Source organism: Streptomyces albidicamelliae (genome assembly GCF_025642175.1).
Lineage (GTDB): Bacteria > Actinomycetota > Actinomycetes > Streptomycetales > Streptomycetaceae > Streptomyces > Streptomyces albidocamelliae.
In genome coordinates, this window is the sequence record NZ_CP106795.1 from 215,963 (window position 1) to 242,043 (window position 26,081).

Annotated in this window: 25 protein-coding genes; 17 read left to right on the forward strand and 8 right to left on the reverse strand. The window is 70.9% G+C overall.

Annotated elements, in window-relative coordinates; genetic code table 11:
• Window positions 1-3: 3 nt before the first annotated feature.
• Genes N8I86_RS01040 through N8I86_RS01050 form a run of 3 tightly spaced genes read left to right on the forward strand, consistent with a single transcriptional unit; the run spans window position 4 to window position 3,313 of the window.
• Window positions 4-885 (forward strand): branched-chain amino acid ABC transporter permease, encoded by an 882-nt coding sequence (locus N8I86_RS01040; protein WP_073896863.1) that lies wholly within the window; start codon window positions 4-6, stop codon window positions 883-885.
• On the forward strand, window positions 882-2,030 hold the full coding sequence (locus tag N8I86_RS01045) for a branched-chain amino acid ABC transporter permease (protein WP_263276781.1): 1,149 nt from the start codon (window positions 882-884) through the stop codon (window positions 2,028-2,030). Before N8I86_RS01040 ends, N8I86_RS01045 begins: the two co-directional genes overlap by 4 nt.
• A gap of 5 nt (window positions 2,031-2,035) precedes the next feature.
• A complete protein-coding gene (locus N8I86_RS01050) occupies window positions 2,036-3,313 on the forward strand; it encodes an ABC transporter substrate-binding protein (protein WP_263276782.1) in 1,278 nt (425 codons plus the stop codon).
• A 156-nt stretch (window positions 3,314-3,469) separates the two neighbouring features.
• Here the strand turns inward: N8I86_RS01050 and N8I86_RS01055 are convergent, their stop codons facing one another.
• Both N8I86_RS01055 and N8I86_RS01060 read right to left on the reverse strand, forming a co-directional pair.
• Window positions 3,470-5,086 (reverse strand): sodium/solute symporter, encoded by a 1,617-nt coding sequence (locus N8I86_RS01055; RefSeq protein WP_263276783.1) that lies wholly within the window; start codon window positions 5,084-5,086, stop codon window positions 3,470-3,472.
• Window positions 5,083-5,619: a DUF485 domain-containing protein gene (locus tag N8I86_RS01060; RefSeq protein ID WP_263276784.1), complete on the reverse strand. Its 537-nt coding sequence runs from the start codon at window positions 5,617-5,619 to the stop codon at window positions 5,083-5,085. The genes N8I86_RS01055 and N8I86_RS01060 overlap by 4 nt, the downstream gene beginning before the upstream one ends.
• Before the next feature lie 270 nt (window positions 5,620-5,889).
• On the opposite strand from N8I86_RS01060, the gene N8I86_RS01065 reads away from it, so the two are divergent.
• Together N8I86_RS01065 and N8I86_RS01070 are read left to right on the forward strand one after the other, a co-directional pair.
• The gene (locus N8I86_RS01065) at window positions 5,890-6,897 is read left to right on the forward strand and encodes an NADP-dependent oxidoreductase (RefSeq protein ID WP_185091522.1); all 1,008 of its coding nucleotides are present in this window, start codon (window positions 5,890-5,892) and stop codon (window positions 6,895-6,897) included.
• The gene (locus N8I86_RS01070) at window positions 6,894-7,697 is read left to right on the forward strand and encodes an SDR family NAD(P)-dependent oxidoreductase (RefSeq protein WP_263276785.1); all 804 of its coding nucleotides are present in this window, start codon (window positions 6,894-6,896) and stop codon (window positions 7,695-7,697) included. The genes N8I86_RS01065 and N8I86_RS01070 overlap by 4 nt, the downstream gene beginning before the upstream one ends.
• A 270-nt stretch (window positions 7,698-7,967) precedes the next feature.
• On the opposite strand, the gene N8I86_RS01075 is transcribed toward N8I86_RS01070, so the two are convergent.
• The 3 genes from N8I86_RS01075 to N8I86_RS01085 all read right to left on the reverse strand — a co-directional run bounded on the left by N8I86_RS01075 (window position 7,968) and on the right by N8I86_RS01085 (window position 11,086).
• On the reverse strand, window positions 7,968-8,210 hold the full coding sequence (locus N8I86_RS01075) for a DUF5302 domain-containing protein (protein ID WP_073896402.1): 243 nt from the start codon (window positions 8,208-8,210) through the stop codon (window positions 7,968-7,970).
• Between the two features lie 239 nt (window positions 8,211-8,449).
• Window positions 8,450-9,853, reverse strand: coding sequence for a DEAD/DEAH box helicase (locus N8I86_RS01080; protein ID WP_263276786.1), 1,404 nt, complete (start codon window positions 9,851-9,853; stop codon window positions 8,450-8,452).
• A 201-nt stretch (window positions 9,854-10,054) separates the two neighbouring features.
• Complete coding sequence (locus tag N8I86_RS01085; protein WP_263276787.1) at window positions 10,055-11,086, reverse strand: PP2C family protein-serine/threonine phosphatase; 1,032 nt, start codon at window positions 11,084-11,086, stop codon at window positions 10,055-10,057.
• Between the two features lie 418 nt (window positions 11,087-11,504).
• Between N8I86_RS01085 and N8I86_RS01090 the strand changes: the two genes are divergently transcribed.
• The 4 genes from N8I86_RS01090 (at window position 11,505) to N8I86_RS01105 (ending at window position 15,894) form a co-directional block, all read left to right on the forward strand.
• A complete protein-coding gene (locus N8I86_RS01090; protein ID WP_073896393.1) occupies window positions 11,505-12,056 on the forward strand; it encodes a SigE family RNA polymerase sigma factor in 552 nt (183 codons plus the stop codon).
• Window positions 12,053-13,402: a PQQ-like beta-propeller repeat protein gene (locus N8I86_RS01095; protein WP_263276788.1), complete on the forward strand. Its 1,350-nt coding sequence runs from the start codon at window positions 12,053-12,055 to the stop codon at window positions 13,400-13,402. The genes N8I86_RS01090 and N8I86_RS01095 overlap by 4 nt, the downstream gene beginning before the upstream one ends.
• 224 nt (window positions 13,403-13,626) lie before the next feature.
• Window positions 13,627-14,853, forward strand: coding sequence for a hypothetical protein (locus tag N8I86_RS01100; protein WP_263276789.1), 1,227 nt, complete (start codon window positions 13,627-13,629; stop codon window positions 14,851-14,853).
• A gap of 207 nt (window positions 14,854-15,060) precedes the next feature.
• Window positions 15,061-15,894 (forward strand): PIG-L family deacetylase, encoded by an 834-nt coding sequence (locus N8I86_RS01105; protein WP_263276790.1) that lies wholly within the window; start codon window positions 15,061-15,063, stop codon window positions 15,892-15,894.
• 225 nt (window positions 15,895-16,119) lie between these two features.
• Here the strand turns inward: N8I86_RS01105 and N8I86_RS01110 are convergent, their stop codons facing one another.
• Window positions 16,120-16,473 carry an antibiotic biosynthesis monooxygenase family protein gene (locus tag N8I86_RS01110; protein WP_263276791.1) on the reverse strand — a complete coding sequence of 118 codons (354 nt, stop codon included), beginning with the start codon at window positions 16,471-16,473 and terminating at the stop codon, window positions 16,120-16,122.
• A 136-nt stretch (window positions 16,474-16,609) separates the two neighbouring features.
• Between N8I86_RS01110 and N8I86_RS01115 the strand changes: the two genes are divergently transcribed.
• Window positions 16,610-17,158 carry a hypothetical protein gene (locus N8I86_RS01115; protein WP_263276792.1) on the forward strand — a complete coding sequence of 183 codons (549 nt, stop codon included), beginning with the start codon at window positions 16,610-16,612 and terminating at the stop codon, window positions 17,156-17,158.
• A 96-nt stretch (window positions 17,159-17,254) separates the two neighbouring features.
• Here N8I86_RS01115 and N8I86_RS01120 read toward each other — a convergent pair whose 3' ends face one another.
• Entirely contained in the window at window positions 17,255-17,632 is a 378-nt protein-coding gene (locus N8I86_RS01120; RefSeq protein WP_263276793.1) for an ArsR/SmtB family transcription factor, read from the reverse strand.
• A gap of 111 nt (window positions 17,633-17,743) precedes the next feature.
• Here N8I86_RS01120 and N8I86_RS01125 point away from each other — a divergent pair, with 111 nt between their 5' ends.
• Complete coding sequence (locus tag N8I86_RS01125; protein ID WP_073896373.1) at window positions 17,744-19,009, forward strand: MFS transporter; 1,266 nt, start codon at window positions 17,744-17,746, stop codon at window positions 19,007-19,009.
• A 104-nt stretch (window positions 19,010-19,113) separates the two neighbouring features.
• Here N8I86_RS01125 and N8I86_RS01130 read toward each other — a convergent pair whose 3' ends face one another.
• On the reverse strand, window positions 19,114-19,761 hold the full coding sequence (locus tag N8I86_RS01130) for a ScbR family autoregulator-binding transcription factor (RefSeq protein ID WP_123439345.1): 648 nt from the start codon (window positions 19,759-19,761) through the stop codon (window positions 19,114-19,116).
• 202 nt (window positions 19,762-19,963) lie between these two features.
• On the opposite strand from N8I86_RS01130, the gene N8I86_RS01135 reads away from it, so the two are divergent.
• From N8I86_RS01135 to N8I86_RS01160, 6 genes are all read left to right on the forward strand, one after another.
• Window positions 19,964-20,935 carry a ScbA/BarX family gamma-butyrolactone biosynthesis protein gene (locus tag N8I86_RS01135; protein ID WP_263276794.1) on the forward strand — a complete coding sequence of 324 codons (972 nt, stop codon included), beginning with the start codon at window positions 19,964-19,966 and terminating at the stop codon, window positions 20,933-20,935.
• Window positions 20,936-20,979: 44 nt separating this feature from the next.
• Window positions 20,980-22,125 carry an acyl-CoA dehydrogenase family protein gene (locus N8I86_RS01140; RefSeq protein WP_263276795.1) on the forward strand — a complete coding sequence of 382 codons (1,146 nt, stop codon included), beginning with the start codon at window positions 20,980-20,982 and terminating at the stop codon, window positions 22,123-22,125.
• Window positions 22,122-22,823, forward strand: coding sequence for an HAD family hydrolase (locus tag N8I86_RS01145; RefSeq protein WP_263276796.1), 702 nt, complete (start codon window positions 22,122-22,124; stop codon window positions 22,821-22,823). The genes N8I86_RS01140 and N8I86_RS01145 overlap by 4 nt, the downstream gene beginning before the upstream one ends.
• A 66-nt stretch (window positions 22,824-22,889) precedes the next feature.
• A complete protein-coding gene (locus N8I86_RS01150; RefSeq protein WP_206745526.1) occupies window positions 22,890-23,537 on the forward strand; it encodes a TetR/AcrR family transcriptional regulator in 648 nt (215 codons plus the stop codon).
• Between the two features lie 115 nt (window positions 23,538-23,652).
• Window positions 23,653-24,681, forward strand: a complete 1,029-nt coding sequence (locus N8I86_RS01155; protein WP_263276797.1) for a LysR family transcriptional regulator — start codon at window positions 23,653-23,655, stop codon at window positions 24,679-24,681.
• 399 nt (window positions 24,682-25,080) lie between these two features.
• Complete coding sequence (locus tag N8I86_RS01160; protein WP_263276798.1) at window positions 25,081-26,070, forward strand: NAD(P)H-dependent flavin oxidoreductase; 990 nt, start codon at window positions 25,081-25,083, stop codon at window positions 26,068-26,070.
• Window positions 26,071-26,081 lie beyond the last annotated feature (11 nt).

Consider the following 26,081-nt stretch of genomic DNA (forward strand, 5'->3'; position numbering starts at 1 on the left):
TCGGTGACCGATCTTCTCCAGCAAGTGGTGGAAGGGCTGGGCTCCGGGGCCGTGTACGCCAGCCTCGCGCTGGCCCTGGTGCTGATCCACCGGTTCACGGGGATCGTGAACTTCGCGCAGGGCGAGCTGGCCATGCTCTCGACGTACGTCGCCTGGCAACTGGTCGCGTCCGGTATGCCGTTCTGGCTGGCGCTGCCGGTGACCCTCGCGGTGTCGTTCGCCGGTGGCATGCTGGTCGAGCGGATCGTCATCCGCCCCGTGCGGGGGGCGCCCGAGCTGACGGTGGTCATCGTCACGGTCGGTCTGTTCGTGTTCGTCAACGCTCTGGCCGGCCTGGTGTGGTCGTTCACGGTGAAGGACTTCCCGCAGCCGTTCCCCGACGGCGGGATCGATCTGGCGGGCGTGCGGCTGGACTGGTCGACGCTCGGGATCCTCGGCGTGGTGGCCGTCGTGATGGGGCTGCTGTACGGGCTGTTCCAGCACACCTCCGCCGGCCTGGTCATGCGGGCGGTCGCCTGCAACCCGGTCTCCGCCCGGCTGTCGGGCATCCGGGTGGGCCGGGTGCTGATGCTCGGCTGGGGGCTGGCCGCGACGGTCGGCGCGGTGTCGGGCGTGCTCGTCGCCCCGGTGCTGTTCCTGGAGCCCAACATGATGGGCGGGGTGCTGATCTACGCGTTCGCCGCGGCCACCCTCGGTGGTTTCGACAGCCCCGTCGGTGCGGTCGTCGGCGGATTGTCCGTGGGCGTCGCCGAGACGCTGACCGGGGCGTACGTCGACGTGGTCGGCGCCGATCTGAAGGTGGGCGTCCCCTTGGTGATCATTCTGGCGGTCCTGCTGGTGCGGCCCGAGGGCCTGTTCGGACGGGCGGCGGTGGAGCGGGCATGAGCACGATCTCAGAGGCATTCGGCACCGAACGGGCCCGGCGGCTGCGGGCCGCGCTCATCACGGCGGTCGTGGCGGCGGTCGTCGTCTACGCGCCGTTCTACCTGGCCCCGTTCCAGGTCTTCCAGTTGACCATGGTGCTCCTGTACGCGGTGGCGCTGGCCGGTCTGAACCTGCTGGTCGGCTTCGGCGGGCAGATCTCGCTCGGGCACGGCGCCTTCTTCGCCGCGGGGGCCTACACGGCGGCGGTCATGCTCGACCGGTACGGCACCGGCCACCTGGCCACGCTGCCGGTGGCGGCCGCCGGATGCTTCCTGCTGGGCCTCGGGTTCGGCGTGCCCGCCCTGCGACTGCGCGGGCTGCACCTGGCCCTGGTCACCCTGTCGTTCGCGGTGTTCCTGCCGCCCCTGCTCAAGCGGCTCGAACCGGTGACGGGCGGTTCCATGGGCCTGACGGTGAGCAAGCTGGAGCCGCCCGCGTGGAGCGGGCTGGCCGAGGACCAGTGGACGTACTTCGTCGTCCTCGCCGTCGCCGCGGTGGCCCTGCTGCTCGCCCGCAACCTGCTGGGGTCCCGGGTCGGGCGGGCACTGCGCGCCGTGCGGGACAACGAGAGCGCCGCCGAGGTCATGGGCGTGCGGCTGTCGCTGCACAAGACCCTGGCCTTCGCGTGGAGTTCGATGTTCGCGGGGGTCGCCGGGTGCCTGTACACGTGGGTGATCGGCTTCGTCTCGCCCGACTCCTTCGGCTTCGTCCTGTCGATCACCCTGCTCGCCGCTCTGGTGGTCGGCGGACTCGGTTCGCTGTACGGGCCTCTGCTGGGCGGAGCGTTCGTGATGTACGTGCCGAGCCTCTCGCAGGACATCAGCGAGGCCGCGCCGGGCGTGGTGTTCGGGTTGCTGATCATCACGGTGATGTTCGTGGCCCCGACCGGGCTGGCCGGTCTTCCGGTCCGCGTCCTGAGTGCGGTAACCCGTCGCCCGCTCCGCACCGCCGGCCCGCCCGACGGGACGCCGGAGGCCGACCCCGCGACGGAGGCGGAACCGAGGTCCCGGACCGGATCCGCGGCCTCCGCGCCCCTTCCCGCTGCCGATCCCTCAGTTGCCGACGCCGAACCCGTGGGCGCTCCGCCCCGCACGGAAAAGGAATGAATCACATGCGCAAGACGACCGCTCTGCGGGCGGCCGCGGCCGCGACCGCCGCCCTGCTCACCATGACCGCCTGCAGCAGCAGACGGGACGAGGCGGACCGGGACACCGCCGCCGGCGGTGCCTGCAAGGGTCAGCAGACCACCGGCATCACCGACGACACGATCAAACTGGGCGGGATCTACCCGCTGTCGGGACCCGCTTCCGCGTACGGCACGATCAGCAAAGGGGTCGGCGCCTACTTCCAGTACGTCAACGACAAGGGCGGCATAGCCGGCCGCAAGGTGCGGTTCATCGTCCGGGACGACGGCTACCAGCCGCCGAAGGCGGTCGAGGAGGCCCGCAGACTCGTCGAGCGGGAGAAGGTCTTCGCGGTCTTCCAGACGCTGGGCACCCCGTCGACGGCGGCCGTGTGGGACTACCTCGACAAGCAGAAGGTGCCGCAGCCCTTCGTCGCCACGGGTGCCTCCGTCTGGGGCACGGACGCCAGGCATCCCTGGACCATCGGGTGGCAGCCCAACTACGTGGCCGAGGCGCGGGTGTACGCCAAGTACCTCAAGGACACCAAGCCGAAGGCCAGGGTGGCGGTCCTCTACCAGAACGACGACTTCGGCAAGGACCTGCTCGGCGGGTTCGAGAAGGCGGTCGCCGGCAGCGGTGTGAAGGTGGTCGCGAGGGAGAGCTACGAGGTGACCGACCCGTCCGTGTCGGCGCAGATGGCGAGCCTGTCCCGCTCGAAGGCGGACGTGCTGCTGGACGTCACCACCCCCAAGTTCGGCAGCCAGGCCCTCGCCGCCGACGCCAGGAACACCGGGTGGAACCCGCTGCACATCGTGAACAACGTGGCGTCGTCCGCCGCGGTGCTCAAGCCCGTCGGCTTCAAGAACGTGCAGGGCGTGGTCTCCGCGACCTACTTCAAGGACCCGGCCGATCCGCAGTGGGCGGACGACCCGGACGTGAAGACGTACAAGGAGGCGCTGCACGAGTACGCCCCCGACACCGACCCGGACAATCAGTTCAACGCCTACGGCTGGGCCGTCGCCTCCAGTCTGCACAAGGCGCTGGACTCGATGAAGTGCCCTACGAGGGAGGGGCTGCGGGACGCGGTGCGGAACCTGAAGGACGTGCGGGTGGGGATGCTGCTGCCCGGCGTCACCATGTCCACCGGCCACGGCGACGCCTTCCCGCTGGAGACGATGCAGCTGATGCGGTTCAAGGGCGAGCGGTGGCAGCTGTTCGGCAAGCCGGTGGACACCCGCGAGGAGTTCGGCCCGCTGACGAAGTGAGCCGGCGGCGCGGTCCCCGAGGACCGTCGCGGGCCGGGTGGGTGGTGTCCCGGCACAGCCCGGCCACGGGTGTGCCGGGTCCGCCGGTGCTCAGGGGCGGGCGGACCGCGGCGGCGGTTCCGAGGCCGTCTGCGCAGTCCGCCCGCACCGCTGTGGTCATTCGGCCGCGGCGAGCAGCCGTGCCTCGCTCTCCTCGTACAGGCGCCGGCTCTCCTGGCTGTGGGCGGCGCGGCGCCGGTGCTCCAGACGGCTGCCCAGCCAGCCCGCCAGATAGCCGAACGGGACGGAGACGAGTCCGGTGGACTGCATCGGGAACCAATGGAAGTCCGCGTGCGGGAAGACCGCGGCCGGTGTCCCGGAGACGGCTTTGGAGAAGGCCATCAGCACCAGCGCACAGGCCGCGCCGCCGTACAGGCTCGCGAGCAGGCCCGTGCGCGTGAAGCCGCGCCAGAAGAGTGAGTACGTCAGCGCGGGGGCCACGGCCGACGCCCCGATGCAGATGGCCAGCGTGGTCAGCACGGCGACGTCCCAGTTCTGGACCAGGACGGAGAGCGCGATGGCGGCGATGCCCACGGCCACGCTCGTCCACGCCGCCACCGTCATCTCCGTACGGGGCGCGGCCCGTCCCCGCCGTACGGCGTGGGCGAACAGGTCGTGGGCGAGCGACGAGGCCGCGGCCAGGGTCATTCCGGCGACCGAGGAGAGCAGGGTGATGAACACCGTGCCCGCCATGGCCGCGTAGAGAACCGTGGTGCCCACGGAACCGGGGCCGTCGCCGAGCGCCCGGGACAGCATGAGCACCGACGCCCTTCCGTGCGGGTCGGCCGCGGTGATGAACCGCGAACCCACCAGCGCCGCCGCGCCCGTACCCATGATGATCACCAGCAGGCAGAACGTGGTGACCGTACCGACCGCCCACGACATGGAGCGGCGAACGGCCGGCACGTCCCGCGCGGAGTACAGACGCATCGTGATGTGGGGCAGGCAGGCCGCGCCGAGGATCACGGTGATCTGGAGACTGGCGAAGTCCAGCCGGTCGACGGCCGAGGTGCCCAGTTGAAGGCCCTGCTGGAAGAAGGCGGGGCCCGCTCCGCTGCCCTGCCGGGCGGCCCGGAGCACCGCCTCGGGGTTCCAGTCGAAGCGGTTGAGGACGAGGACGGCGACGGCCGCGCTGGTGCCGAGCAGGAGCACGATCTTGATCATCTGGATGAGCGCGGTTCCCTTGATGCCGCCGAGGGCCGCGTAGATGATCATCAGGCTGCCGACGAGGACGATGCACGTCGTCCTGGCGCCGGCCACGTGCGGGAGGCCCAGGATGAAGGTGAGCAGTGATCCGGCTCCGGAGAGCTGCACGACCAGGAAGGGAAGGGTCGCGCTGAGCGTCACCGCGCAGGAGGCGATACGGGTCGCACGCCCGGGCATGTTGCGGGCCAGGACGTCGCCCATGGTGAAACTGCCGACGTTGCGCAGCGGTTCGGCCAGCAGGAACATCAGCAGCACCAGCGAGAGGGCGGTGCTGACCGCCAGGACGTAACCGTCGTAACCGGCGAGCGCGATGATGCCGGTGGTGCTCAGCACCGTGGCCGCCGAGATGTAGTCGCCGGCGATCGCCAGGCCGTTCTTGAGGGGCGTGAGCGAGCGGTAGCCGGTGTAGAAGTCCGTCAGGTCGTCACGGTCCGAGCCCGCCAGCACGCACATCAGCAGGGTGAGGGTCACCAGGGTGGTGAAGAGGATGAGGACGACGGTCTGCGTCCCCGTGCCGAAGTCGTTCATCTCGCCGCCCCGCCTTCCAGGTCGGTCCGGGGGACCGCCCGCTCGCGCACGGCCCGCGCGAGCGGGTCCACGGAGCGTTCGGCGCTGCGGCCGTACCAGAGGACCGCCGCGAAGGTGACGACGAGCTGCAGGACCCCCAGGGCCATGCCCAGGCTCAGATCATGGGTGATCTCGGCCCCCATCAGGTCCGGCGCCCAGCAGGACAGCAGCACGTACACCACGAAGGAACCGAGCGCGGTGAGCGTGGAGACGCGGCGGAGCACGCGGTAGGCGGACCGCAGGGCGTCGAGGTCGCCGCCGTGCCGGTCCGCCCCGGACGCGGACGGCCGGTGCCGGGGCGTCTGCCCGTAGGGGTCGGGCCGGTGGACGTCGTAGGTGTACGCGTTGTCCTGCGGAACGCCGGGCCCGTACGGCGCCTGCCACCCGGAGGATGCGCCCCAGGGGTCACGGGCGGGGGGCTCGGCCTGCGGCCGCGGCCAACCCGTACCCGCCGGGGGCGGGTACGGGTACGTGCTGTCGTCGGGAAATGTCATCGCAAGGCCTTCCGGTGCGGCTCGGGTGCGTGGGAGGTCGGCGGTGAAGCTCGATGGTGACGGCGCACGATACCGACTGGTTGGAATGCCTGATAAGGCTGGCGAGTGTCACGTTTCGAGGTCGAAGCGGTGAGCGTTCGACGGGTGGCTGTCCTCGCCCCCGGGACCGTAGCTCCTGGCGTGCGCGGCCGACTTGTGGGGAAGATCACTCCCACGGACCGACCTACTGGTCGGTATGGTCGCGGGGAACGGCCAACGACAGGAGGCGCGATGACCGCGACCAACCGGCAGATCCGTCTGGCAGCCCGCCCCGTGGGCGAAGTGAAGCCCGAGGACTGGGAGCACCGCAGCGAACCCGTCGAGGATCCGGGCCCGGGCCGGTTCACCGGGCGGACGCTTGCCATCTCCCTCGACCCGGCCATGCGCGGCTGGCTGGACGACCGGCCCTCCTACCTGCCGCCCGTGGGCATCGGAGAGGTGATGCGCGCCGGGTCGGTCGTCGAGGTCACCGCGTCCGACCACCCGGACTTCCAGCCGGGTGATCACGTGGTCGGCACGTTCGGCGTCCAGGAGTACGTGGTCTCCGACGGCCGGGGCGCGATGAAGGTCGACACCTCACTCGCCCCGCCCTCGACGTATCTGGGAGCGCTGGGCATGCCCGGCATGACCGCCTACTTCGGTCTGCTGGACGTCGGCGCGCTGAAGGACGGCGAGACGGTCGTGGTGTCCGGGGCCGCCGGTGCGGTCGGCACCATCGTCGGACAGATCGCGAAGGCCAAGGGCTGCCGGGTCGTGGGCATCGCGGGAGGACCGGAGAAGTGCGCGCTGCTCACCGGCGAACTCGGATTCGACGCGGCGATCGACTACCGGGCCGACGACGTCCGGAAGGCGCTGCGTGAGCACGCGCCCGACGGCATCGACGTCTACTTCGACAACGTCGGAGGGGACGTCCTCGACGCCGCGCTGACCCGGCTGGCGATGCACGCGCGCGTCGTGGTCTGCGGCGCGATCAGCCAGTACAACAACGCCACACCCGTGAAGGGGCCCTCCAACTACCTCTCGCTGCTGGTGCGCCGTGCCCGGATGGAGGGCTTCGTCGTCTTCGACTACGCCAAGCGCTACGCGGAGGCCGCGCGGGAGATCTCCGCGTGGATCGGCGACGGCCGCATCAAGGTCAAGGAACATGTGGTGCGGGGCACCGTGGACGACTTCCCCGAGACGTTGCAGATGCTCTTCCGCGGCGAGAACGTCGGCAAGCTCGTGCTGGAGCTGGCGTGACCGGCGCGGAGGGCGTCGCCGCCCCGCGGCGCGAACAGAACGACGACAGCCCGCTTCGGGGGAAGGTGGCGATCGTCACCGGCGCCGCCAGCGGGCTGGGCCGGGCCACGGCGCTGAGGCTGGCGGAGTCAGGGGCCCGCGTGGTCGTCGCGGATCTCGACGCGCGGGGCGGCCGGGAGGTGGCCGACCTGGTCGGCGGCCACTTCCGCGCCTGCGACGTCTCCGACCTCGACGCCAACCACGCCCTGGTGGAGTTCACCCGGGAGACGTACGGCGGTGTCGACATCGCGCTGCTCAACGCGGGCGTGGCGACCGGATGCGGCGTCGGCGAGGACTTCTCCCCCGCGCTCTACCGGCGGGCGATGGGGGCCAACCTCGACGGTGTGGTCTTCGGTACCCACGCGGTCCTGCCGGCGCTGCGGGCCCGCGGCGGAGGATCGATCGTGGCGACCGCGTCCCTGGCCGGTCTCGCGGCCGTACCGCTCGATCCCCTGTACGCGGCCAACAAGCACGCGGTGGTGGGACTCGCCCGCTCCCTGGGGCCGGCTCTGGCGCCGGAGAACGTGCGTTTCAACGCGGTCTGCCCCGGGTTCGCCGAATCGCGGATCATCGACCCCCTGCGCGGCATGCTCTCCGAGCAGGGTATGCCGGTCATCCCGGCCGAGACCGTCGCGGACACGGTGGTGCGGATCCTCACCGGTGACGGCACGGGCGAGTGCTGGTTCATCCAGCCCGGTCGCGAACCGGAGCCGTTCCGCTTCCGCAACGTCCCCGGCCCTGGCGTGCCCGTCGACGCATGAGCCGCTCGGGCGCTTGGGAACGGTCGGCGGGAGCCGTGCCGCATCGGGGGGCCGCCGCCGACTGCGTGCCGGCCCCGTGCGACGTCGGCGGCAGGACGCCCTGAGCGTGACGCCGGCGCGGCGGCGTGACCGGGGCGCGCCGACCGGGCCGCTCCTGGCGGCGAGCTGCCCGGGTGCGCCTCGCCCGCAACGCGCACCCGGGGACGCGCGTTGCGGGCGAGTGGCCAGCGAATGTGCCGGTGAGGCGTGCGGATCCCGAACCGGTCGGGCTCAGCCGCCGCTCTTGCGCCGGAACGACCGCTGGCTGGCGGCCGGGCCGTGCGCCGCACGCACCTTCGACGCGTTGGGGTTGGCGGCGGCGTCGGCGGCGTCCGCCTGGGCACCGCGCTTGCGCGCCAGGGCCTCGCGGAACTTGCGCTTGAGGTCGTAGTTGCCGTCGCTGTCCGGCGCCAGGGGTGATGTCTCCGGGTCGGCCGGCTCCGAACCTTCGGTGGAGACGGGCTCTGCGGTCATGGTGACCTCCTGGGCTCGGGGGTGGACAGGCACAGCTTGTCATGCCGGGCACGGCGCGGGGCCGTGCAACATCATCTCGCGCCGTATCAGCGGAAATCCCCTCCCTGCCCGGAGCGTTCGCCCCGGGGCTCGGGGGCGCGGGGGCGCGGGGGCGCGGGACGGTCGTGAGGCCGGTCCGGGTATCCGCGAGCCGGTGGCCGGGGAGCTTCAGCTGACGGGGCAACCTGGGGCAACCGCTCTCAGCCGTTGCGGCGCACCTGGGCGGCCCTGCGGGCCTCGGCGAGCTTGCGGGCCTCGCCGGCCTTCCGGGACTTGCCGCCGGCGCCGCGGGAGGTGTCCTTGCTGGTGCCGAGGCCGCGGAAGGGAGTGTTGGTGTTCTTCTGGCGGGGGACGGCGGCCCCGCCGTCGAGCGGGGTCCCGGAGGGAACCTTGGCGCCGGTGATCCGGCTCAGCTCCGCCTCGCCGCTGCGCACCTTGGTGACGGTCGGCTCGACGCCGGCCTCCGCCATCACGCGGCTCGTCTCGCGGCGCTGGCCCGCGAGCACGAGCGTGACCACGCTGCCGGTCTCCCCCGCGCGGGCGGTGCGACCTGCCCGGTGCACGTAGTCCTTGGGGTCGGTGGGCGGGTCGACGTTGACCACCAGGTCGAGGTCGTCGACGTGCAGGCCACGGGCCGCGACGTTGGTCGCCACCAGGACGCTGATCTGGCCGTCCTTGAACTGCGCGAGGGTCCGTGTGCGCTGCGGCTGGGACTTGCCGCTGTGCAGGGCCCCGGCGTGCACCCCGTTGGCCCGCAGATGCCGGGTGAGCTGGTCGACGGCGTGCTTGGTGTCGAGGAACAGCAGCACGCGGCCGTCGCGGGCGGCGATCTCCGTGGTGACGGCCCAGCGGTCGGGGCCGTGGACGACCAGGACGTGGTGCCGCATCGTGGAGACCGCGCCCGCGGACGGGTCGACCGAGTGGACGACGGGGTCACGGAGGTAGTCGCGGACCAGTTGATCGACGTCGCGGTCCAGGGTGGCCGAGAACAGCATCCGCTGTCCGTCGGGGTGCACCTGGTCGAGCACGTCGACGACCTGGGGCAGGAACCCCAGGTCACACATCTGGTCGGCCTCGTCCAGGACGGTGATCCGTACCCGTCCGAGGCGGCAGGCGTTGCGTTCGATCAGGTCGTGCAGGCGTCCGGGGGTGGCGACGACCACCTCGGCTCCTTCGCGCAGCGCGGCGATCTGCCGGCCGATCGACATGCCGCCGACGACCGTGGCCATCCGCAGCCGCAGTGCCTCCGCATACGTTGCCAGCGCCTCGGTGACCTGCTGGGCCAGCTCACGGGTGGGCACGAGGATCAGGGCGAGAGGCTGCTTCGGTTCGGCGCGCCGCCCGGCCGTCCGTGTGAGCAGCGGCAGGCCGAAGGCGAGCGTCTTGCCCGATCCGGTACGCCCGCGTCCCAGGACGTCGCGCCCCTTCAGGGCGTCGGGCAGGGTGGCGGCCTGGATGGGGAAGGGTTCGCGCACCCCGAGTCCGCTCAGTGTCCGCAGCACCTCCACCGGCAGGTCCAGGTCGGCGAAGGAGACGGCCGGGGCCGTGGCGCCGGGCCGGGCGGGACCGCCGTGGGCGATGCCTGAGCCATCGGGATGCTTCATGAACAGCCTTCCGCAGAGGAACGTACCGAGGAAGGCCCGGCAGGATCGAACAGCTACGCACGAGCGGAACCGAACAGCAGAATCGCCACCGCGACGACCACGCAAACGCATGACACTAACACAGACTCCAGGCCAAAGGGTGAGGACCAGGACGAGCAGCCGTGAGCCCGTTCCGGAGCCATGGCCACCGCGCGGCCGGCCTCAGGGTTCGCACAGGCGCACCGCGAGGGCCGCGATGTCGTCGTCGAGGCGTCCTCGGCTGTAGCGGACGAGGTCGCGGTGCAGGGCCGTGAGCAGATCGTGCGGCGCCGTCGGCGGCTGTCGGCGCATCCACGCCGCCAGCGGGAAGAACGCCCCGTCGCCGGCACGGGTCTCGACGATCCCGTCGGTGTAGAGAAACAACAGGTCACCCGGTATGAAGTCGAAGCTGTCGACGTTGTAGTGATCACCGATCAGCCCCGCGAGGTTGAGCAGGGGCGAGGGGGCCGTGGGTTCGAGGGAACGGAGTTCCCGCCGGTTCAGGAGCAGTGGCGGGGGGTGCCCGCAGTTCAGGATATCGATGCGCCCGCCCTCGTGCGGGATCTCGACGAGGAGGGCGGTGGCGAAGCGCTCCATCGTCCCCTCGGGGGGAAACGCGGCGTTGTACCGGATGCTGCTGGCGTCCAGCCGCCGCGCGATGGCGACCAGTTCGGCCTCGTCGTGGGCTGCTTCGCGGAAGGCGTTGACGATCGCCGCGGCCGCCCCGACCGCCGGCAGGCCCTTGCCGCGCACGTCACCGATGAGCAGCCTGACCCCGAATCGCGTGTCCACGGCCTCGTAGAAGTCCCCGCCGATACGCGCCTCCGCCGCGGCCGCGAGATACAGCGACTCGATCTCGATGCTCCCGCAGCGACGCGGCATCGGACTCAGCACCACCTGCTGTGCCGCGTCGGCGACGAGCCGCACCTGCATGAGGGTCCGCTCCCGCTGCAGCCTGACATGGCTTCCGTACGCGGCCGCCACGGTGACCGCGACGATCCCCGCGGACGTCCACCACGCGTTCAGACCGGGGAACACGAAGCTGAGACCGATCATCAGCAGAAGGCAGACCGTCCCCAGCAGAACGGTGGGGAGCACCGGCCACATGGCGGCGGCGAGGGCCGGCGCCGCGGGCAGCAGGCGACTGAATGCCACCTCCGGCGGGGTGGCGTACGCCAGGCCGGCGATCACGACGGTCAGAAGAACCGGCGACATCCGTACGAACCTGCCCAGGCCGTGGCGACGACGCAGCCGCGGCCCTCCAGATTCGATCACGCTTCACAGAATATCTACGCAATAGGGACATAGCTCCCTGGCGGACCAGACGGGTTCCTCCCGCGGTGGACGCGAGCCGCGAAACAAGGGTCACCCCCCTCCCCCAACTAGCCTTCGAAGGAGAATGCCCGCGATCGCGAAAGAATCCCAGGCGCGAGCCTTGGGAGGTCGATCAGAGCGACGCACGGCATGCCACTGGCGTCGCCGACCCAACCGCCGCCGCCTGTGTGGTCGTCGCGGGGCGCCTGATCGCCCGTTCGACGACCCCGACTTGGTAGGAACACACGAACTCGCATGTGGCAGGGATAGTCACGGCTGACGCACCACGTCGTAGCGGTCGTACAGAAGGGGAGGGTCGATGGAGGCCTCGAGACAGGATGAGTACCGGGAATTCGTGGCGATGCGCTCCACGGCGCTGCTGCGGCTCGCGGTGCTGCTCACCGGCGGGGATCGGCACGCCGCGGAGGATCTGCTGCAGATCGCGCTGATGAAGGCGTACGGGCGTTGGGCGCGCATCGAGCAGCCCGAGGCGTACGTCCGCCAGATCATGTACCGCCAGCAGGTCAACCGCTGGCGGCTGCGCAGGCACCATGCCGAGGTCACGGTGCCGGTGCTGCCCGAGTCCGGCGGGGAGGAGGGCGCCGGGGCGGACCTGGAGCTGCGGGTCGCGTTGTGGGCGGCGCTCGGCCGTCTGTCGAAGCGGCAGCGAGCCGTGGTCGTACTGCGCTACTTCGAGGACCTGCCGGAGGCCGAGGTCGCGGCACTCCTGGGTTGCCCGGTCGGCACGGTGCGCAGCACCGCACACCGCTCACTGGCGAAGCTCCGGGCGCTCGTACCGGACCTCGACCCGGGCGGGCCCGGGGAACAGCAACTGCCGCTCGGCTACACGGCGAAGGAGATGCAGACATGACGACGGAGCGGGTGGAGGAGAAGGTCCGGGAGACTCTGCGGGCGGTCGCCCTGGACCAGGTGCGGGCGCCGGGAGACCTCGCGCATCAGGTCGTACGGCGGCGCAGCCGGCGTCGTTTCTCGCAGGCCGCCGGGGCTGCGGTGGCCGTCGTCGCGGTCGCGGCGGGCGCGATGCTCGGCCTCGGTGACGGAGGGGTGGCCGACCGCGGCCGGCCTGTGCAGTCGGCGGTGGCACCGGAGGGCTGGAAGCCGTGGCAGAGCGGCCTTGCGGGAGCCAGCGAGCGGGGTTGTCTGGCGGACGGTTCCGCGCTGTACTGCAGCGGGTCCACGTACGACGTCGCGAAGATCGACGCGAACACCGGCAAGCGGCTGTGGACGGTGAAGGTCAATCGCGAGGGTGACGGTATCGACCGCCCCTTCGGGGTGCGCGACGGCGTGGTCTACGCGTACCGCAACCACACCGCGAAGAACCTGCCCGACGGGGACTACGCCGGCGGAACCGATGTGATGGCCGTGGACGCCGGCACCGGCAAGCGGCTCTGGACGGTCGAGATGCCGCAGGACGACCGCACCGACCAGGCCGCCATGCTCATAGACGGAGCGGTGTGGGCGAACACTCCGTCAGTGCGTTCGATGTCGGCGCTCGATCCGCTGACCGGTAAGGAGAAGTGGCACTACACCTGGGCGAAGGGCGTCGTATGTGAGCGGACCGTGCTGAGCGGTGTGCCCTACCTCCTGTGCGCGCCGGACACGGAGGAAGTGCACGACACCGACGTCTTCCGTCTCGACCCCGCCACCGGGAAGGTCCACAAGGTGACGACCCTTCCCGGCAGGCAGCAGCCGATCGGGACCTCTGAGGGGCGGATGGTCCTGATCGGAGCCCAGGACACGACCGGTGACCACCTTCGACTGACCACTCTCACCGGCTCCGGGAAGCGGAACTCACTGCCCGGGCAGGTCAAGGGACACATGGCCGGCTTGGCCGTCGTCGGGGATCGTCTGATCTCCGTGTCCATGAAGGGCCGGGCTTCCGCCTACTCGTTGTCCTCCGGAAGGACTGAGTGGACCGCGCCGGTGGGCGTCACGATGCCCGACAAGAAGGCGATGACCTCTATCGCGTCTCCCGTGGGGTCGGCTAGGCAGGGAGTCGTGTACTTCCTCAACCCGGCCGGAGACATGTCGGGCCTCGACCTGCGCACCGGTAAGCAGCTGTGGAGCGGACACGTGGACACCGGCAAGCCCAGGCCCGGCATCACGGACACGCCCCAACTCCTGCAGTACGAGGACGTGCTGATCGCGAGGAACGGCAGCAGGATCTTCTCGCTCCTGCCACGGATCGGCACCTGACACGAGGACCGTCGGCCGGGGCGCGACCTTCGCCCCGGCCGATGCTCCAGCGTGAACCCGACCCACGTCGATCCGGACGACACCGGCACAGGCTCCGACCTTTCAAGGGCCCGCCCCGGCCCGGCATGCGAGCCGGTGCCGCCTTGGGGCTGATTCGAGTTGCGCCGGTCAGCGCCACCAGCCAAGCCTGCCTCGCGGTGGTCGTACTCATGTACGATCCGGCGATGCATCTGCCGCGTACCGCTCGACGCATGTTCGCCGGACTGGTCCTCGTCCTGGTCGCCGGTTGCGGGGCGGGCGTTCCGCGGCAGGCTGAGCCTCTGGCGAAGGATTCCGGCAGCCGCGCCGGACAGGGGGCGCCGGGAGGCTGGACGTATGCCTATGTGTCCGACGAGTTCGAGTACGGCACCGATGTGGCCGACATCGCCGTGGTCTCCCCCAAGGACGCCTGGGCCTTTCGCCAGGGTGCCGGCTCGGTGCAGGCACTGCTGCACTACGACGGATCCAAGTGGCAGCCCTACGCGCTGCCGAGGGAAGTGACCGAGGCCGCCGACGGGCGGATGGAGAGGGTCTCGCTGACGTCCCGTCCGTCAGGCGAGGTCTGGCTCACCGCGTCGGTCTCCCACGGACCTGGTTCGGCCAACACGTCCTTCGTCGCACGCTTCGACGGAACCGCCTGGCATGTCGTCCCGCTGCCCGACGGCGAGCGCGGCATCGCGGGCGTGCTCGTGCTGGGCCCCGCGGATGTGTGGGCTTCCGGCTCCGGCAGGACCGCCTGGCACTGGACCGGCCGCACTTGGACGCGTAGCACGCTGCCCTTCGAAGCCCAGCGCCTCGTCACCGATCCGGACGGCACCGTCGTGTGGGCCGTCGGCAGCGAGCCCAAGCCCGGAACCGAGCCGCCGGCCAACCCGGACGCCCCCGCGTCCCAGCAGCCGGCCTCGGCCCGCTGGGACGGAACGCGATGGCAACGTGTGCCGATCCCGACGGATCTCACCCTGACCGACGGATACGACTTCAGCTCACTCATCACCGGCACTACCGTCGTCTCCGCCGACGAGGTGTGGGCGACGGGCTACGCCGGCACCGAACCGGAACCTTCCGAGGACGGCGACTACCACCCCGCCGATCAGCGGCCTTTCACCCTGCTCCACGACGGCTCCCGCTGGCGCGTCCCCCAGGGCGACGAGCACCCGCCCGCGGCGGTGTTGAGCGCCAGGAAGATGCGCGACGGCGTCGGCCGTACCCACAAGATCGGCCGTCCTCCGTACGTTCCCGGCGTCACCGGAAGAGTCACCGCCGTCGACCGCAAACAGAAGCTGTGGCTCAACGAGATCACCCCAGTCCCCGGTACGGACGAGGTATGGGCGGCCGGCCAGATCGAACTCGGCGCCCACGGCGACGCGAACTTCAGCCGTGCCGTCGTGGTCCGCTACCGGATTCGCAGCTGACACGCTGCCCGAGCCCGTGGGTAGCAGCCGAGGCCTGCCCGAACACGGACACGGACACGGACACGGACACGGTGCGAAGGGACCACAGGACCGTCCGTCCACACCCGCCCCCCGGCCGACACCGTGGTCACCCGATAATCGACGGGACTGTTCTTGCGCCCGCCCCTGGACTCCGGCGGCGGCCCCTTCCCACAGGAGGACTGTTTCATGAACGACCGGCCCTTGACGCTCATGGCCGTGCACGCCCACCCCGACGACGAGGCCACGGGAACAGGAGGCGTCCTCGCATGTTACGCGGCGGAAGGCATCCGCACGGTACTCGTGACGTGTACCGACGGCGGGTGCGGAGACGGACCGGGGGGTGTGAAGCCGGGCGACCCCGGGCACGACCCGGCAGCCGTCGCCTCGATGCGCCGTCAGGAACTCGAGGAGAGCTGCGCCATCCTGAAGATCAGTCACCTGGAGACGCTGGACTACGCAGACTCCGGGATGATGGGCTGGGCGACCAATGACGCCCCCGGTTCCTTCTGGCGGACGCCTGTGGAAGAGGGTGCCGCACGACTCGCGGAACTCATGCGCCGTTACCGGCCCGATGTGGTCGTCACCTACGACGAGAACGGCTTCTACGGTCACCCCGACCACATCCAGGCGAACCGCATCACCATGGCGGCGCTGGCGATGACCGAGCCGACGCCGAAGGTGTACTGGACGACGGCGCCGCGCTCGAAGATGCAGCAGTTCGGTGAGACCATGCGTGAGTTCGGTGGGGACTGGCAGGAGCCGGATGCCGACGAGGCCGCCGCGCTGGCCGAGATCGGACTCCCGGACGAGGAGATCACCACCTGGGTGGACACCGCGGCCTTCGGCGGCCAGAAGTTCGACGCCCTGGCCGCGCACGCCAGCCAGGGCGAGAACATCTTCTTCCTCAGGATGGGCAAGGAAAGGTTCACCGAGCTGATGGGCGTCGAGACCTTCGTGCGCGTACAGGACTCCACCGGCGCGGCCGTACCCGAGAACGACCTCTTCGCCGGCCTGCGCTGATCCGCCCGCCTTCCGGAGGGCCCGGAAAGCGCACACCACCTAGGGCCTGTCGTTTGGATCACGCCGGCGTCGCGGGGCGTGGCACGCGCATCTGCGGCGTTGTCGTCGGTTGTCGACGCTCCGCGTCGCCGCCCTCCTCCGCCTTGCAGCTGCACGCACCACGCCCCGCTCGGGTCGGCAGACAAGGCACCGTGGGCCAGACCGGCCTGATCCAAACGACAGACCCTAGGCGCGCTTGAACCCGTGGCTACGCTCCACTCTCGCCACATGAAGCGTGTAGGTCTCGTACCACTCGGCCTGCCCGCGCTTCTGCGCCGCCCGGTGCTCGGCATTGGTCCGCCACTCCGTGAGGGCGTCGGCGTCCCGGAAGTACGCGACGGTGATGCCGAGCCCGCCGGGGGTCTGCGCGTGATCCGCGCCCAGGAACCCCGGGATGTCCTTCACCAGGTCCTCCATGCGGGCGTTGGTCTCGCTGTAGCCGCTCTGCTCCTGGGTCCGCACCGTGGTGAAGACCGCTGCGTAGTAAGGGGGTTCGTACGCCTCGACGGGCGCTACAGGTGCTTGCGGGTGATGGGTCATGGCGTCACCGTAGGGCGGTCCGCGCCCCGCTCTCCAGCGTCTTTCCGCAACGGGATACGTACGGGATCCAGCTCTTGACCAAAGACCGTGGCACAGCCGGAAGAACGGGGCATAGGGCACATGGTTCAATGACCGTATGGGGGAAGGCCGTACACATTTGGGACCGCTGGAACTGACCGACGGCCACTGGGGAGTCGGGGACGCCACGCGCCCGGGCACCCACTGGGTGGAGTTCCGCCCGGACGGGCTGCACCAGCACGAGCCGGACTCCGAGGGACGGTCCGTCCCCTGGTCCAGGATCATGACCGGCATCGGGATCACCTGGGGCAAGCACTCCTGGAACACGAGCAGCAGGGGCATCTACACGTTGAGGGGGGCGGTCGCCTCCCGCGACGGCGGCTGGATGCACATGACGCTGCGTCACCCGTACGAGAACGACCTGCTGCGCTTCGACCAGCATGCGCGCCCGTACCGGGCACTGGACGCCCTACGGCTGGAGTACCTGCTGCGGCAGCTCATCGACGAGGGAAAGCCGCACCTCCTCGGTGACCCGGAATGGGTGGGGCGTGCCGTGGCCCACCTGGCCGGCGGGAAAGAACGCTGGGCCACGTACCGGGCGTTGCGGCGGGTGGCGGCGGAAGCGCTGGCGGCGGCCGGCCCGGGCGGTGCCGCCGCGGGCGCCTGACGGCTTTCGCCGCGGCACGGGGCCGGCGGCCCCGCACGCGCACACACCGTGCGGTCCGCGCACCCGGGAAGGTCGCGCGGCATTGCCTGGCAGGCGTCAAGCCTGCGGAGTCCAGGCCGCCACCAGGTCGAGAAGGCCGGGGAACCGGGCGTCGAGGTCGTCGATGCGCACATGGCTGCGGCGTTCGAGGCCGTACTGGCGCTGACGCGTGACTCCCGCCTCCCGCAGCGCTTTGAAGTGGTGGGTGAGCGACGACTTGGGCCGGTCGAACCCGAACCAGCCGCAGGAGTGGTCGAAGTCCTCGGACTCCAGGAGGAGTTTGCGGACGATCGTCAGGCGCAGAGGATCGCTGAGCGCGCCGAGAACGGTCTCCAGACGCAGCTCGCCGACACCGGGCTCCGGCAGTGGCGCGGGCAGTTCGGCCGGCTCGGGGAGCACCTTGATGGCGGGTGCGGCGGCCCTGGTCGCAGGCATAGGCAACTCCTCATAACGCGATTCCTATGTACGAGTCTCATCGTACTGCATGCTAAGTTCGACTCAACTCGTACTGCTGAGATGCGGCAGGAGCGATCGGGAGGAGCAGTCATGTCCGAGACCCGGACCACATCCGTGCAGGCCATCGATGGGGGGCGACGTACCGGCACCGCCGAGGCGGTGGCCGGCAGGCCCGCGGCACCGCTGTGGTGGGTATGGCTGGCCGCATGGCCGGTCACGGCCGTGTTCGTACTCTCGAACGCGGCGACGCCGCTGTACGTGCTCTGGCAGCGCGACATCGGCTTCTCCAAGGGAACGCTGACCGTGGTGTTCGCCTTCTACATCGTGGGGCTGCTCGGCTCGCTGCTGGTGTCCGGGGTGGTTTCCGACCGGGTCGGCCGCAAGCCCGTGCTGCTCCCGGCGTTGACGCTCGGGCTGGCCGCCTGCCTCATCTTCGCGACCGCCACCAGCGTGGCCGCGCTGATCGTGGCGCGGCTGTTCACCGGGATCGCGGTCGGCGCCGTCGTCTCGGCCGGCATGGCCGCGGTGACCGACGTCGCCGGACCCGAGCGCAAGCGGATCGCCGCACTCCTCGCCTCCTGCGCCATGGTGTTCGGTGCCGGGCTCGGCCCGCTGCTGGCCGGGCTGCTCTCCGAGCTGGCGCCCGCGCCGACCGTCACCGTGTTCGTCGTCGAGGCCGTGCTCCTGGTCACGGCGGTGCTCTGCGTGCTGCGGATGCCGGTGCGCCGTCCCGCGACGCGCGCCAAGGGCAGCTGGGTGCGGGTACCGGGCGTACCGCGTGGCAACGGCCGTCAACTCGCTCTCGGTATCGCGGTGTTCGCGCCGGGCATCACCGCCACGTCCTTCGTGCTCTCGCTGGGCCCCTCGCTGCTGTCCGGCCTGCTGGACACCACGAACCGGATCGTCGCCGGTGCCATGGCGTTCGTGATGTTCCTCGCCGCCACCGGAGTGCAGTTCGCGGTCCAGGGGCTGCGCCGCCGCACCATCCTCACGGCGGGTGCGGTCAGCACCACGCTGAGCATGATCATGCTGATCATCGCCGTGCACACCTCGGCGGTCGCCGTCCTCATCATCTCCGCGTTGCTCGCCGGCGCCGGCCAGGGCATGGGCCAGCTCGGCGGACTGTCGCTGCTCAACTCGAGTGTGCCCACGCAGCGTCTTGCCGAGGCCAACGCCGCGCTCAACGTGGGCGGTTACATCCCGGCCGGCATCCTGCCCGTGTCCGCGGGCTACCTCAGTGACGCCGTGGGCCTGACCAGTGGCGCCACGATCTTCGGTGCCGTGCTCATGGGTCTCGCCGTCATCGGCGGCCTGGTGGTCCGAGCCACCAGGCGTCAGGTCACGGACCCCGCCTGACGGGCCCGGAGGAACTGCACGCTCCCGGGGCGTGGTGCACCGCTGGACGGCGGTGGTGCACCAACCCCCGGGAGCGTGCTGTGCGTGGTCGGGCCGTCGCGTGCTCAGTCGGCCCGGATCGCCCGGAAGAGCAGATCGCCCAGGTCGCGCCAGCGCCGCACCACGTCCGCGCGGCCGCTCAGGACGTCGGACACGTGCTGGGAACCGAAGAACGCCGAGACCAGGGAGCGCGCGGCCGGGCCCGGATCGACCCCGGGACGGAGTTCGCCCGCCTCCCGGGCGGACACGAGCAGCGACTCCAGGAGCGAAATCCAGTCGACGTAGGGAGTGGGCAATTCGGCGTCGATCTGCGGGCGTTCGAGCTGCAGCCGGGCGCCGGCCTGCACGATCACATCGTCCTGGAACGCGACCGCGGCACGCTCCAGCATGCGGGCCGCGGTATCCACGGGGCCGAGTCCCTCCTTGTTGACCTCATCAAGGATTTTCGGCCAACGAGCGTAGTGCTCGTCCACGATGGCCAGCGCCAGGGCCTCCTTGGTCGGGTAGTGGAAGTACACGGCCCCCTTGGTCATCTCGACCCGGTCGGCCACGTCCTTGACCGACGTCTGGCGGTACCCGCGCTCGGTGAAGAGTTCCGCGGCTCCTCGCAGGACCCGGAGGCGGGTGAGGACCGAGCGCTCCTGTTTGGGGTCGGGCCCCCTCCTGGTCGGAGTTCTTCTCGGGGCGAAGGCGTTGACGTGCGGCTCTGGCATGAGGGGCATCCTCTGTAGGTCTCGGTCCTGCTGTGTGCGGTCACGCTCGGCCGTGCCCGGTGGCGCAAAATAATCCCTGCAATATACCTTCCTGAAGGTATATTTCTTCGGGAGTCGCCGTGCGCGTCGGGACGATACCGGCGCGATCCGTACGGTGGCCAGGGGGAGGTTTGTGCGCGTGCACGCCATGTCTGGATCAGGGATGAGCATCGGCCGACCGGGGCCGGAGCGCCACTGGCAAAGGCTGGGATTCGACCGCTCTGTCCCGCGGGAGACCGTCCACAAGACGGCCGCGGCCGAGGTGTTGCTGACGGACGCGGAACGGCTCGGTGACGAGCGGTTCGCGGTCGGGGCCTCATGGCGCCGGGACCACTATCTCGCTCACCACGGCGGCCCCGCCGCCGATCCGGTTCTGCTGGCCGAGACCGCTCGGCAGACCGCGATCTATCTGTCGCACCGCTTCTTCGGTGTGGCGCACGGGGTGCCGTTCGTGCTGAGCGGGATCTCCGTCGAACTGTTCGAAGCACTTCCGCCGGTCGATGAGGAGTACTTGGCCGTCGGACTGGACGTCGTCTGCCGCAAGCCCGCCGGGGGCCCGCGACTGCGCCTGGAACTGGACGCGGACGTCGTGGTGCGGCACCGCTCCGTCGGGCGGGCACGGGTTCGCTGGGAGCCGATGGAGCCCCGCCGCTATGCCCTGTTGCGTCGGCGCGGAGGGCAGGGGCCGGGAGAGGCGGGGCCACGTACGGCACCGTCCTGCGTGCCCCTTCCGCCGGCTCGCGTCGGCCAGCTCGCCGAGCGGGACGTGCTCCTCGCAGCCGACGCATCAGCGGCTCATGTCTGGTGGCTTCGGCTCGACCGCGCACAACCCGTGCTGTTCGACCACGACTCCGACCACGTACCGGGCATGACACTCGTGGAGGCGTTCCGGCAGGCCGCCCGGGTCGCCTCGGCGGACGGTCGGCCCGGCGCGAGCGGCGCGACGCTGCTCAACGTGACGTTCACCGCGTTCTGCGAGCCGGATGTGCCGGTGTCGATCACGGCGGAACGGGCCGGCCGAGGTGCGGGCGTCTTCACCCTCCGCGCCCATCAGGCCGGGCGTGAACTCGCTTCCGCCGAAGTGGGCCACGGCCTGCCGGAGTCCTCCGCAGTGCGGCTGGAGGCGGCATGCTGACGGCCCGCCAGAATGCCGCCGGTGTACAACGAAATGACGGCGATGTGACAGGTGGTGAGGGTGCGTCGGACGTCCGGGGTGTGCGGAGCGGCCGGGCCGGGCGGCCGGCCCGAGACCTGCTCGTCGAAGTCGCCCGGCAGGACGCGCAGGCGGCCGACGAGCGGCGCAGGCTCGGCCCGCAGGTGGCCGCCGCCCTCGTGGACGCGGGGTTCCCGCGCCACTTCGTACCGGTGAGATGGGGCGGCACGGCCGGCACCTTCACGCAGCTGCTCGCGGATGCCTCGGCGGTCGCGGAGGCCTGCGCCGCAGCGGGCTGGTGCGCCGCGCTCTACGCGGCGCACGGCCGTCTAGCCGCCTACCTCCCGGAGCGCGGACAGCAGGACCTCTGGGCCGACGGGCCCGACGTCCGCATCGCCGCCTCCGTCGTTCCGCCGCAGGGCCGCGCCACGGCTGTGACCGGCGGATGGCGGCTCGACGGGGAGTGGCGGACGGCGAGCGGTGTCGACCACGCGGAATGGGTTCTGCTGGCGTCCTGGACGCCGGGCGCGGACGGTGCACGGGAGCACCGGATATTCGCCGTGCCGCGCGAGGAGCTGTCCGTCCTGGACACCTGGGTCTCCGTCGGACTGCGAGGCAGCGGAAGCAACAGCGTGACGGCGGACGGGATCGTCGTGCCCGCGCACCGTTCCTTCACGCTGGGCGCGCTGTTGAGTCCCCTGCCCGACGCGGCCCGCTGCCACCGGGTTCCCTATCCGATGGTCGCCGGGCTGATGTTCGCGGCTCCGGTCCTGGGAGCCGCCCGTGGGGCGCTGCGGGCCTGGGCGGACGACTGCGTACAGGAGGGGTCCCGTAGACCGGGCCAGAACCTGCTGCTGGCCCGGGCGTCCGCACGGCTGCACGCCGCGGGTCTGCTTCTCGAGGGTGCCGCGGACCGGGCGGACCGGCAGGGGACGACCCCGCTCGCGGTGGCGGAGAACCGCCGGGACGCGGCGACCGCGGCCGCATGGTGCCGCGAGGCGGTCGACGACCTCTTCCACGCCTCGGGACTGCGCGGGCAGTCGCCGGACAGCCTGCTGCAACGTGCGTGGCGGGATGTCACGACGGCCGCGGCGCACGGTGCCCTCGGGCTCGACGCGGCAGCCGACGCGTACGCGGACGCGGCTCTGACGCGCGCAGGAGGTGTCCGATGACGACGGAGCTCCGGACCGCGTGTCCCGCACTGGCCTTCTTCGACGTGGACGAAACGGTGATCGCCGAGAAGAGCATGCTCGACTTCTGGAGGCACTGGTCGCGGCTGCATCCGGCGCGGGTCGCCCCCGACGGGCCGGAGTGGTGGGCGGAGGCGGCGGTGCCTCCCGATCGTGAGACGTTGAACCGCGGCTACTACCGGCGCTACGCGGGTGTGCCCCTGGCCGACCTCGAAGCCGCGGGCCGGCTCTGGTACGACGGTTATCGGCGCGGTGGTGCGGCCTTCGTGCGGTCCGCCCTTCGCGCCGTCGCCACGCACCGGGCCGCCGGCCGGGAGGTCGTGCTGGTCTCGGGCTCGATGCGTCCGCTCCTCGCCCCATTGGCCGACGAGTTGGAGGTGTCGACGGTCGTGTGCACCGAGTTGGTGGTGGGGGCCGACGGGGTGCTGACCGGGGAGGTGCATCGCCCGATGATCGGGGCGGCGAAGGGCGAGGCCGTGGTCCGGGTCATGCGGGAGCGTGGTGCGGACCCGCGGGACTGTTTCGCGTACGGCGACCACGAGAGCGATCTGGCCATGCTGCGCGCGGTGGGGAATCCGGTCGTGGTGGGAGATTCTCCCGTGCTGAACGACGAGGCGGAGCGCTTCGGCTGGTCGGTGGCCTCCGCTCGCCGGGGGCCGTTCGCATCGGAGGGCACGTGAGACGTCCCGCGGGCCGGAACGCTGCGGTGACGTGTCGCTCCAATGGTATGTATGTGCTCTCTTTCCATGACGAAGGGCACAGACATGACCCAACAGGAACGGGCGCGACGCACGAGGGAGAGAGTGCTGACGGCCGCTGCGGAGGTGTTCGCCTCCCAGGGGTACAGCAGGGCCACCCTCAGTTCGGTGGCCGACCGCATCGGCATGACCAAGGGTGCGTTGTACGGACACTTCTCCTCCAAGAGATCGTTGGCCGGGGCCCTGATCGACGAGTCCCGGCAGGCGTGGACGAGCCTGCGGACCGAGTACGACACCCCGGGCGCCGATGCCGGCGGGGTGCTCGAGGAGGTCGTCGTGGGGTTCGCCGGCCGCTTGCAGTCGGATGTGCGACTGCGGGCCGGGGTTCGGCTCGCCGCCGACTGCCCCATCCTGGCGAGGGCGTTGTCCGACATCCTCGTCGAGGTGCACGGCGCCCTGATGGAACTGGTGCGCAGGGCCCAGCGGGACAGCGGCTTTCCCGCGTACTCGCCGCGGCTCGTCGCCCATCTGGTGATGATCGTGATGTACGGACTGCTGCATGCGCCCCCCGGACGCGTCGAGGAGGACCGCGCGGCCGGCGGGGAGTCGTTGTGGCGGCTGCTCTTCAACGCGTTGTCGGGAGCCGGCGGGCCAGGACCCTTGCGCGCGGAGGACGACGCTGTTTCAGGGCCGTAAAAAATACCTTCGAGAACGAATTCTTTTGCCATGCTTCACCGGGTCCCGCACCGGCGGGACCGGGTGGGGGCATCCCTGCGCGGGGCAGGGGCGGCGACTCCTGGGAGGGAAGCGGATGAGCGTGCTGGACGAGTGGACCGACCGGATCGCCCCGGAAGGTACGGACACGGACCCGCGGAACCCGGATCCGACGGGGGACGAGGTACTGCGCGCGATGTCCGACGCGCGCAGCGTCGACGACTTCGACATGCGCCACCTTCGCTACTTCCTGACCGTGGTTCGCGCCGGAACCGTGTCGGCCGCCGCCCAGGAACTCCGGATATCGCAGCCGAGTCTCAGTCAGCAGATTCGACGCCTTGAACAACGTGTCGGCGCCGCATTGTTCATCCGCAGTTCACGAGGGGTGGAGTTGACGAGCGGGGGCCGGGCATTTCTCCGGGAAATTCAAGGAATTCCCGGTCAACTGCGTTCCGCCATCGCGGCGGCAGCCCCCGCACCGCAGGCCTGGCCCGTCGGTGTGTGCGGCGGAGTCCCGGCGGAGGTTCTCATCGAGGTGCAGAACGCGCTGTCCGGGAGCCGTCCGGACGGCAGCCGCGAGACCGGCGGGAAGCTGCGGATGCGCTCGGTGGACGCGGCGGACCAGGGTGAACTGCTGCGGCACGGCGAGATCGCCTTCGGCATCGTGCGCCTGCCGATCCCCATGCCGCACGTCGTGGGCGCCGTGGTCCGCGACGAGCCCCTCGGTCTCGTCATGGCGCGGGAACACCCACTCGCCGCACACCCGGAGCTCACATGGCAGGACCTCTCGCGCCAGCGCCTGCTCTGGTACGAGGAAGGCTGCGCACCGGGGTTCGCGGAGACCGTCCCGGCCCACCTGGCGCAGCTGGGGTGGAACTCCGTGCTGCACCCGGTGAATCAGGACCAGCACGCCCTCTTCCTGCACGCGTTGCAGACCACGGCGGACCTCGTCGCCCTGCGCCCCCACCACGCCGTGGAGCGGGAGCCGCACCTGGTGTGGCGGCCCCTGCCCACCAGCAGGCCGCCGCGCGAGCGTCTCGCCGTCATCACCGGCAGTGACTGCCGTACCGCCCGTCTCCTGCGGAAGGTCGCGGCGGAGCGCGGCTGGGCGTTCGTCGCCGACTAGGGCCTGTCGTCCGGATCAGGCCGGCCTGGCCCACGGTGCCTTGTCCGCCGCCCCGCGACGCGGGCATGATCCAAACGACAGGCCCCAGTTCCGCACACGTGCCCGTCCGGCGTGTGACCCAGGCCTTCACGGCCGGGTCACACGCCTTTCCCGTTTATGCCGTCAGGCGGTATAGCCGCCCGCATATGGACGTCACGCTGTTTGCGTCTTGGACGGCCCGCGGAGACCGAAGATAGCCTCTTGAACGAAACAAGGGCGGCCTTCCTTCCGAAACGGCATCCATCCGGATAACACCTCGCCCCTCCTTCGCCGGGAAATCCCCAGCGGAATTCCCTGGCGTATCTCTTCCTCTTCACCCTGACGGGCCGTGCCATGCCATCGACCCGACCAAGGAGCATCGTGATCTCGACCAAGCTGACCGAACTGCTGGGCATCGACCATCCGGTCGTCTGCGCCCCGATGGGCTCCGTGTCCGGTGGCCGGCTCGCCGGCGCCGTCACCCGGGCGGGCGGCCTCGGCCTCGTCGGCGTCAGTTACGGCGACCCGGCGTTCATCGACGAACACGTGGCGCGGGCCTCGGAGACCGGTGGCGTCTGGGGCGTCGGCTGCGTCATGTTCACCTTCGACACCCGGCCCGGTCTGTGGGACAAGGTGCTCGGTTACGCCCCGCCGGTCATCGCCCTCTCCTTCGGCGACACGGCACAGGTCCAGAAGTACGTGGCGTCCGCCGCCGATGCCGGGTCCCACGTCGTCGTCCAGGTGCACGACGCCGGGCAGGCCGCCGTCGCCGTACGGGCCGGTGCGTCCGTGCTCGTGGCCCAGGGCGCCGAGGCCGGCGGCCACCACGCGTCGCTGGCGACCCTGCCCCTCATCCCCGCCGTACTCGACGTCACGCAGGGCGCGATGCCGGTGGTCGCGGCCGGCGGGTTCGCGGACGGCCGCGGTCTGGCCGCGGCCCTCGCGCTCGGCGCCGACGGGGTGATGATGGGCACCCGGTTCGCCGCCACCGAGGAGTCTCTGGCCACCGCCGGGTTCAAGTCCCACCTGGTCTCCGCGCGCACCGCGGACACCGTCGACACCCGTTCGTTCGACGTGGTGCGCGGCATCCCGTGGGACGAGGCCTACCAGGCCCGCTCCGTGGGCAACGAGTTCACCCGCACCTGGACCGGCCGTGACGCGGAACTCGCCGCTCAGCGGGCCACGGTCGAGCCCGAGTGGACCGCCGCGGTGGCCCGGGACGACACCACTCAGCGCGCCATGTTCGCCGGTGAGGTCCTCGACCAGATCCAGGACATCCAGCCCGCCGCCCAGGTCGTCCACGACGTCGTGGCCGATGCGGAGGCGATCCTCGCCCGGCTCGCCCGCCGGTCCGGCGCCCCCACCGCCTGACCGGGCCGGCC